Source organism: Curtobacterium sp. MCBA15_008 (assembly GCF_001865065.1).
GTDB lineage: Bacteria > Actinomycetota > Actinomycetes > Actinomycetales > Microbacteriaceae > Curtobacterium.
This window is the reverse complement of sequence record NZ_MJGN01000012.1, coordinates 24,396-32,326: the sequence shown is the minus strand read 5'-3', so window position 1 is coordinate 32,326 and position 7,931 is coordinate 24,396. Positions and strand designations below refer to the sequence as shown.

General features: G+C 71.2%; 6 protein-coding genes. 5 read left to right on the top strand and 1 reads right to left on the bottom strand.

What is annotated here, in order from left to right; genetic code table 11:
• Positions 1-172: 172 nt before the first annotated feature.
• The 5 genes from rpsA to BIU96_RS06040 all read left to right on the top strand — a co-directional run bounded on the left by rpsA (position 173) and on the right by BIU96_RS06040 (position 6,276).
• Entirely contained in the window at positions 173-1,636 is a 1,464-nt protein-coding gene (gene rpsA / locus BIU96_RS06060; RefSeq protein ID WP_071291719.1) for a 30S ribosomal protein S1, read from the top strand.
• 95 nt (positions 1,637-1,731) lie between these two features.
• Complete coding sequence (gene coaE, locus BIU96_RS06055) at positions 1,732-2,334, top strand: dephospho-CoA kinase (protein WP_071291843.1); 603 nt, start codon at positions 1,732-1,734, stop codon at positions 2,332-2,334.
• Positions 2,331-3,443: a hypothetical protein gene (locus tag BIU96_RS06050; protein WP_071291718.1), complete on the top strand. Its 1,113-nt coding sequence runs from the start codon at positions 2,331-2,333 to the stop codon at positions 3,441-3,443. The genes coaE and BIU96_RS06050 overlap by 4 nt, the downstream gene beginning before the upstream one ends.
• 44 nt (positions 3,444-3,487) lie before the next feature.
• Positions 3,488-4,996 carry a class I adenylate-forming enzyme family protein gene (locus BIU96_RS06045; protein WP_071291717.1) on the top strand — a complete coding sequence of 503 codons (1,509 nt, stop codon included), beginning with the start codon at positions 3,488-3,490 and terminating at the stop codon, positions 4,994-4,996.
• On the top strand, positions 4,993-6,276 hold the full coding sequence (locus tag BIU96_RS06040; protein ID WP_071291716.1) for an acyltransferase: 1,284 nt from the start codon (positions 4,993-4,995) through the stop codon (positions 6,274-6,276). The genes BIU96_RS06045 and BIU96_RS06040 overlap by 4 nt, the downstream gene beginning before the upstream one ends.
• Positions 6,277-6,536: 260 nt before the next feature.
• Here the strand turns inward: BIU96_RS06040 and BIU96_RS06035 are convergent, their stop codons facing one another.
• Positions 6,537-7,865, bottom strand: a complete 1,329-nt coding sequence (locus BIU96_RS06035; RefSeq protein ID WP_071291715.1) for an MFS transporter — start codon at positions 7,863-7,865, stop codon at positions 6,537-6,539.
• Between the last annotated feature and the right edge of the window lie 66 nt (positions 7,866-7,931).

Genomic DNA, 7,931 nt, shown 5'->3' with positions numbered 1-7,931 from the left:
GGGCCACCGGGTCCCGCCACGCCCGACACACCGGTTGTGGGCCCTCGCTCGCTCCGGTTAGACTTGTGCGGCGCAATCCGCGTCACACACTCAACCGCTGCGGCGGCGTCCACGGGGGCTCGAACCCTCTGCCGCCACGGCCCGACTCATGTCCGTTCGGAGCAATCTCTACATGACAACCACTACGACCAAGGCTCCTAAGCAGGTCGCCATCAACGACATCGGTTCGGCTGATGACTTCCTGGCCGAGGTCGAGAAGACCCTGAAGTTCTTCAACGACGGTGATCTCATCTCCGGCACCGTCGTGAAGATCGACCGCGACGAGGTCCTCCTCGACGTCGGTTACAAGACCGAGGGTGTCATCCCCTCGCGCGAGCTCTCGATCAAGCACGACGTCGACCCCAACGAGGTCGTCGAGGTCGGCGACGAGGTCGAGGCCCTGGTCCTCCAGAAGGAGGACAAGGAAGGCCGCCTGATCCTGTCGAAGAAGCGTGCGCAGTACGAGCGTGCGTGGGGCGACGTCGAGAAGATCAAGGAGTCCGACGGCGTCGTGACCGGCACGGTCATCGAGGTCGTCAAGGGCGGGCTCATCGTCGACATCGGCCTCCGTGGGTTCCTCCCGGCCTCGCTCATCGAGCTGCGCCGCGTCCGCGACCTCACGCCGTACCTCGGCCAGGAACTCGAGGCGAAGATCCTCGAGCTCGACAAGAACCGCAACAACGTGGTCCTGTCGCGCCGCGCCCTGCTCGAGCAGACGCAGTCCGAGTCGCGCACCACCTTCCTCAACAACCTCCACAAGGGCCAGGTCCGCAAGGGCATCGTGTCGTCGATCGTCAACTTCGGTGCGTTCGTCGACCTGGGTGGCGTCGACGGTCTCGTCCACGTCTCCGAGCTCAGCTGGAAGCACATCGAGCACGCCAGCGAGGTCGTCGAGGTCGGTCAGGAAGTCACCGTCGAGATCCTCGAGGTGGACCTGGACCGCGAGCGCGTGTCGCTCTCGCTCAAGGCCACGCAGGAAGACCCGTGGCAGGTCTTCGCCCGCACCCACGCGATCGGCCAGATCGCACCGGGCAAGGTCACGAAGCTCGTGCCGTTCGGTGCGTTCGTCCGTGTCGCCGACGGCATCGAGGGCCTCGTGCACATCTCGGAGCTTTCGAACAAGCACGTCGAGCTCGCCGAGCAGGTCGTCTCGGTCAACGACGAGGTCTTCGTCAAGATCATCGACATCGACCTCGACCGTCGTCGCATCTCGCTCAGCCTCAAGCAGGCGAACGAGGGCGTCGACCCGGAGAGCACCGAGTTCGACCCGGCGCTCTACGGCATGCCGACCGAGTACGACGACAAGGGTGACTACAAGTACCCCGAGGGCTTCGACCCGGAGACGAACGAGTGGCTCGAGGGCTACGACACCCAGCGCACCGAGTGGGAGGGCCAGTACGCGGCCGCCCAGGCGCGTTGGGAAGCCCACAAGGCGCAGGTCGCGAAGACCATCGCCGACGAGGCGCAGGGTGGCTTCGACCTCCCGGCCAGCGCGTCCACCTCGGCGTCGTTCACGAGCGAGGCGACCGGCCCGGGCACCCTGGCCGACGACGCGTCGCTCGCGGCACTCCGCGAGAAGCTCAGCTCGACCAACTGATCGAGCGGCTCGTCCGTTCCGGAAGCCCGGCATCCCTGAGAAGGGGTGCCGGGCTTCCGGCCGTTCCGGCGGAGGTGCTCGCTACGCTGGACACCGTGCGCATCATCGGTCTCACGGGCGGCATCGCCGCGGGCAAGTCGACGGTCTCCGCTCGGTGGGCGGAGCACGGGGCCGTCGTGGTGGACGCGGACCGGCTCGCCCGTGACGCCGTCGCTCCGGGCAGTCCGGGGCTCGAGCGGGTCGCGGAGCGCTTCGGCCCCGGCGTCATCGCGGCCGACGGGTCGCTCGACCGCCCGGCCCTCGGTGCGATCGTGTTCTCCGACCCGGCTGCGCGCAAGGACCTCGAGGCGATCACCCACCCGGAGGTCTGGCGGCTCGCGCAGCAGGCGTTCGACGCCGCCGAGGCCGCCGATCCCGAGGCCGTCGTCGTGTACGATGTCCCGCTCCTCGCCGAGGCACGGGGGAGTCGACCGCTGCAGTTCGACGCCGTCGTGGTCGTGGACGCTCCGGCAGCGCAGCGGATCGAACGGCTCGTGGCGCACCGCGGCATGCCCCGTGACGAGGCTGAGCGCCGCGTGGCCGCGCAGGCGAGCGACGCCGAGCGCCTCGCCCTGGCCGACCACGTCGTCGACGCCACCGGCACCCTCGACGACACGCTCCGTTCGGCCGATGCGGTGTGGGAACGCCTCGCCCGATGAAGCACCGGGTGCTCCTCGTCCTCGCGGCCGTCCTGCTGCTCGCGATCGGCGGCGCGAGCCTCGTCGCCGCGAACGTGCTCGGCGGTCAGCGTGTCGAGCAGCACGGCCGCGTGGCCGCTGCCGACCGTCCGCACGGCGACGAGCACGGGCCGGAGGGCGAGTTCCACCGGTTCCGGCTCGGCACGATCAACGGCCAGCGGCTCGAACCGAACCGCGACGACTTCGCCGCCCGCACGGATGCCCAGGGCCCGCTGCTGCTCTTCCTGCCCGCGACCCGGGCCAAGCCCGCCGACTACCAACTGTTCCTCAGTACCGCGCTGCAGGACGGGTACCACGTCCTCGGACTCGACTACTGGAACCTCGGCAAGACCCTCTCCGGCACGTGCGAGGCCGATCCGCACTGCTACGGGCAGGTGCAGCGCAACCGGTTCGACGGCAGCCGTCCGTCGTCGTTCAGCTCGGTGCGGCCCTCGGGGTCCATCGTGTCCCGGTTCCGTGACGCCGTCGCCTACCTCGAGGACCACGACCCCGACGGCGGCTGGGGCCGGTTCGTGGACGACGACCGCGACATCGCGTGGAGCGACATCGTCGTCGCCGGCCACTCGCAGGGCGGCGGGGAGGCGGCCTACATCTCCCACATCCGCTCGGTTCGCGGGGCGCTGATGTTCTCGTCACCGGTGGAGTCGCTCGGCGCCGAGCACGCCGCGTGGATGGACCGGCCGGGGCGGACACCGGTCGACCGGATGTACGCCATCGACGACGTGCGGGACGTCTTCGGGCCGCGGATCCGCGGGTCGTGGACCGTCCTCGGCCTCGACGGCCAGAACGGGCCCTTCCGCACCGACACCGCGCCGCCGGGTACCGACGGCGACCCGCACGCCATCCTGACCGACATCCGGGTGGGGACACCGTCGGAGTCGCACTCGCGGATCATCAAGGACTCGACACCGCTGGGCCCGGACGGCACCCCTCGGATGCTGCCGCTCTGGCAGTGGCTGCTCAGCCGGTTCCCCGCCGAGCCGAGCAGCGCGGCGACCCCGGCCGCCGCGACGCCCGCGCCGGCCACGACGACCGCGCCTGCCGCGCCTGCCGTGCCGGCCGCGCCGTGAGTCCTGCTCGGAACGGACATAGGAAGGAGCAATACCCTGAGTCCGTGCAGCGAGCAGGCGAAGAACGACCCGACCTGCGCTCGACCATCAGCGCCCGTGCGGCGCAGGACGGCGGGCGTACCTACCTCGAGGACGCGCGCAGTGACCGCGTCCTGACCTACCGCGCCCTCGACGACGCCGTCACCGCGTGGTCCGCCACCTTCGACGCGATCGGCGTCGCCTCGTCCGGCGCGGTCCTCGTCGACCTGGGCGACCCCCTCGCCTTCGCCGTCGTGCACCTCGCCGCAGTCGCCTCCGGCCGCCGTGCGGTCCCCGTCGACACCGGCCAGCCGACCACCGAGCCCGGCCGTCTCGCCGACCTGATCGGCGGGGCCTCGATCGTGGTGTCGGACCGTGCCGTGGACGCGACCGTGCCCGGGGCGCCCGCCAGCGGGATCGACGCGACCACGTTCCTCCCGGCCGGCGTCCGTGACGGCGACCTGCCGTCGGAGGGTCCGGACGCACCGGGCGAGGGGTCCGTCGTGCTCTTCACCTCCGGGTCGACCGGCACGCCGAAGGGCGTCGAGCTGCCGGAGTCGCAGCTGCTGTTCGTGGCGCGCGCCGTCGCGCGGCACAACGCGTTGACGCCGGCGGACCGCGGCTTCAACTCCCTGCCCCTCTTCCACGTCAACGCCGAGGTCGTCGGCCTGCTGGCGACCCTCGTCGCCGGCGCGACGCTCGTGCTCGACCGTCGGTTCAGCCGGACCGGGTTCTGGGAGCTGTTGGCCGAGCGGCGGATCACCTGGCTCAACGCGGTGCCGGCGATCCTCGCCGTCCTGGCGAAGACCGGACCGTTGGCGTTCCCGCCCGGCCTGCGCTTCGTGCGGAGCGCCTCCGCGCCGCTGCCGGACCCGGTCCGCGCCGCGCTCGGCGACGTGCCGCTCGTGGTGAGCTGGGGCATGACCGAGGGCGCGTCGCAGATCACCGCGACGCCGCTCGGCGCACCGGCACGGGTCGGCACCGTCGGTGTGCCCGTCGGCTCCGAGGTGCAGGTCCGCGGCGAGGACGGCACCGTCCTGCCCGCGGGCGAGGTCGGGGCCCTGTGGGTGCGCGGCGAGGGCATCGTGCACCGGTACCTGTTCGGGCGCGCCGCCGAGCGCTTCGACGCCGACGGGTGGCTGAGCACGGGCGACGTCGGGTCCGTCGCGGAGGACGGCTGGGTCGCGCTCGCCGGCCGCTCCGACGACGTCATCAACCGGGGCGGCGAGAAGGTCTACCCGTCCGAGGTCGAGGACGTGCTGCTCGGGGACGACCGGGTGCTCGAGGCGGTGGTCGTCGGCCGACCGCACGACGTCCTCGGTGCGGTGCCGGTCGCCTACGTCATCCCGCAGCCGACCGAGCCGGGCGAGTCGGTCGACGCGGACGCCCTCGTCGCCGACCTCACCGCGCGTGCCGAGTCCCGGCTGACGCGCTTCCGCCGTCCGGTCGAGATCGTCGTCGTGCCGGACCTGCCGCGCGCGCCGACCGGCAAGGTCCAGCGGGCGAAGGTGCGCACCATGGCGGAGCACGCGTGAGCGGCGCCACCGCCTCCGGCGAGCAGACCCCGACCCGTACCGCCGAGGGGAAGCCCCGGCACCTGTACGAGGTCGACGTCCTCCGCATCCTGACCTTCGCGTGCGTGATCGGCGTCCACACCACGAGCCACACCGTGGCCAGCGACGACGTGCCGCTGAACGCCCTGCTCGGCCTGCTGCACTTCACACGCCTGGTGTTCTTCTCGCTGACCGCGTTCGTCCTCGTCTACAGCTACACGCTCCGCCCGCGTCCGATGGCGCAGTTCTGGCCGAAGCGGTTCCTGCTCGTCGGCGTGCCGTACCTGGCGTGGTCGTTCGTCTACGTCGGGTCGTCGTGGCTGCTCGACGCCACCCGCCGCGGCGACGTCCCCGACCTCGTGCGGACCTTCGCCGAGGGGATCGTCACCGGAACCTCGTGGTACCACCTCTACTTCCTGCTCGTGACGATGCAGGTGTACCTGCTGCTGCCCGTGATCGCCTGGCTCGTCCGGAAGACCCGCGGGCACCACGTGACGGTCCTCGTCGTGTCGCTCGTGCTGCAGCTCGTCGTCTTCGCCGGGTACAAGTACTTCCCCGCCAGCGACGCGTGGATGCAGGGGTACCAGAAGCAGTTCTTCTTCTCGTACGTGTTCTTCATCGTGTCCGGTGCGGTCGCCGCCGACCACGCCGACGGGTTCCTCCGGTTCATCCGGGTGCACCGGGCCGCCGTCCTCTGGGGCTTCGCCGGCACCGGCGCGCTCACCCTCGGCGTCTGGGCGCTGCAGGTCGGCCTCGGGCAGTCGCTCTACGCCGCCGGCACCCCGCTCCAGCCGGTCCAGGTGGTCTGGAGCACCGCGGTCTTCGTCGGCTTCCTGGCGATCGGTGCGCGCTGGGCCGACCGTCGTCGTCCCGGCAGCCCCCTCGCGCGCGTCGTCGACTACGGCTCGGACCGGTCGTTCGGCATCTTCCTGAGCCACCCGTTCATGATCTGGATCCTGCTCTACGGCGACAGCTGGCTCGAGCGCGTCGTGCCGAAGCCGTGGCTCACCCTCGTGACGTACCTGCTCGTGCTCGTCCTGTCCGTCGCGGTCACGGAGCTGTTCCGGTGGACCCCGCTCAGCGTGCCGCTCACGGGGCGGCCGTCGCTGGCGTCGCGTGGGCAGCGCGAGGCGCGGGCCCGGAAGCGTGCCGCGGCCGCCGGACGTGCCGCGCCGGTCGTGCAACGGTCACCGGAGCCGGTCGAGCCGGACGACGCACTCGTCGGCGAGACGGACGACGTGGGGCGGCGCGCAGCGCGCTGAGCGCGGGCCCGGGCGCATCGCACGGTGCGAGGGGCGCGGTTCGTGCATCGCTCGGTGCGAGGGTGAGTGGTGACGGCCTGGAGGCGCGTGGCGGGCTGGCACCGCGCCTCCAGGCCGTCACCGGGGTGCGTTCCCGCCCATCGCACCCGACGTGGAAAGCGGAATCGCGCATGGGGAGACCGATCTTCGGTCTCCCCATGCGCGATGCTGCCTCCTGTGCGCGGAACGGCCACCGTCGCGCGCAACGGGCACCCGCTGCCTCAGGCGGACTGCTGCTCCGCCTTCGGGGTGCCGATCTCGAGGACGCCGTCGGTCATCGTGAGGCGCTGTGGCTTCATGAACCACGCGACCACCGCGGCGGCGCCGAGCAGGACGCAGGAGAGCGCGAAGGGGATCTGCCAGCCGGTCGTGTCGATGAGGAAGCCGAACACGATGGGCGACACGACGCCCGCGACGCCGAAGCCGGTGTTCATGAAGCCGGACGCGGTACCGGACCACTGCGGCGCGACGTCCATCGGGATCGCCCAGAGGTTCGCGTTGCAGAGCTCGAGGAAGAAGAACGACAGCGCGAGCGAGATCGTCGCGACGACGAGTCCCTGCCCGATGACGAGCGGGACGAGGCAGACGAGCGAGCCGCCCAGCCCGATGACGAGGACGAGACGGCGGGCGTTGCGGGTGTTCCCGCCGCGGTGGATGAGCCGGTCGCTGAGCATGCCGCCCACGGTGTCGCCGACGACCCCGGCGAGCAGCACGAGCGTCGTGAAGAGGGCGAACTGGCTGATCGGCAGGCCGAAGGTCGAACTGAGGAACGTCGGGATCCAGGTGAGGAACACCCAGAGCACCCAGCCGTAGCCGAAGTCGACGAAGGTGACCGGCAGGATCTGCCGGGCAAGGGAGCGCCACGGGACCGGCGGCCGCGTTGCGCGGGTCTCGACCGGCGGGAGCTCGTCGAGCTCGACCTGCCGGATGCCGGCGGTGTCCTCGGGCTTGTCGCGGAACCAGACGAACCAGACGATCGCCCACGCGATGGACAGCACCGCGGTCGCGAAGAACGCCCAGCGCCAGCTGCCGGTCGCGCCGATGACCCAGGCGACGAGGAGCGGTGCCAGGGCGTTGCCGAGTCGGGCCGCGGAGTGCACGACGCCCTGCGCGAAGCCGTTCCGGTCGCGGGGGATCCAGCGGCTCATCGCCTGCGTCGCGGCCGGGAACGCCGCCGCCTCGCTGAGACCGAGGAGCGCGCGTGCGGCGAACAGGGTCCAGAAGCCGACCGAGAAACCCGTCCAGAGGGTGGCGACGCCCCAGACGACCGTGATGACGAAGAGCGCCTTCCGCGGTCCGAACTTCTCGGCGATGGTGCCGCCGAAGACCTGCAGCAGGGCGTAGGGGAGTGCGAACGCGGAGACGATGAGTCCCGCGGTCGTCTCGTTGAAGCCGAAGTCCTCGGTGATGTGGGGGAGCGCGGTCGAGATGTTGGTGCGGTCGATGTACGAGATCGCGTACATGAAGCACAGCAGGACGAGCACGCGCCCGCGGATGCGTCCGCGGAACGGGGTGCCCTTCGTCGGTGCGGCGGGGGTCGCCGTCGTCATGGGGCCTCTTCGGGGAGTGAGAACGATTCGGGTTGCTGAACGGATCGGAGGCTATTCCGCGTCACT

What these genes read in the sequence shown, in the direction of transcription:
- rpsA (WP_071291719.1), top strand. Translation starts at nt 173, where the DNA reads ATGACAACCACTACGACCAAGGCTCCTAAGCAGGTCGCCATCAACGAC.
- BIU96_RS06050 (WP_071291718.1), top strand. Translation starts at nt 2,331, where the DNA reads ATGAAGCACCGGGTGCTCCTCGTCCTCGCGGCCGTCCTGCTGCTCGCG.
- BIU96_RS06035 (WP_071291715.1), bottom strand. Translation starts at nt 7,865, where the DNA reads ATGACGACGGCGACCCCCGCCGCACCGACGAAGGGCACCCCGTTCCGC.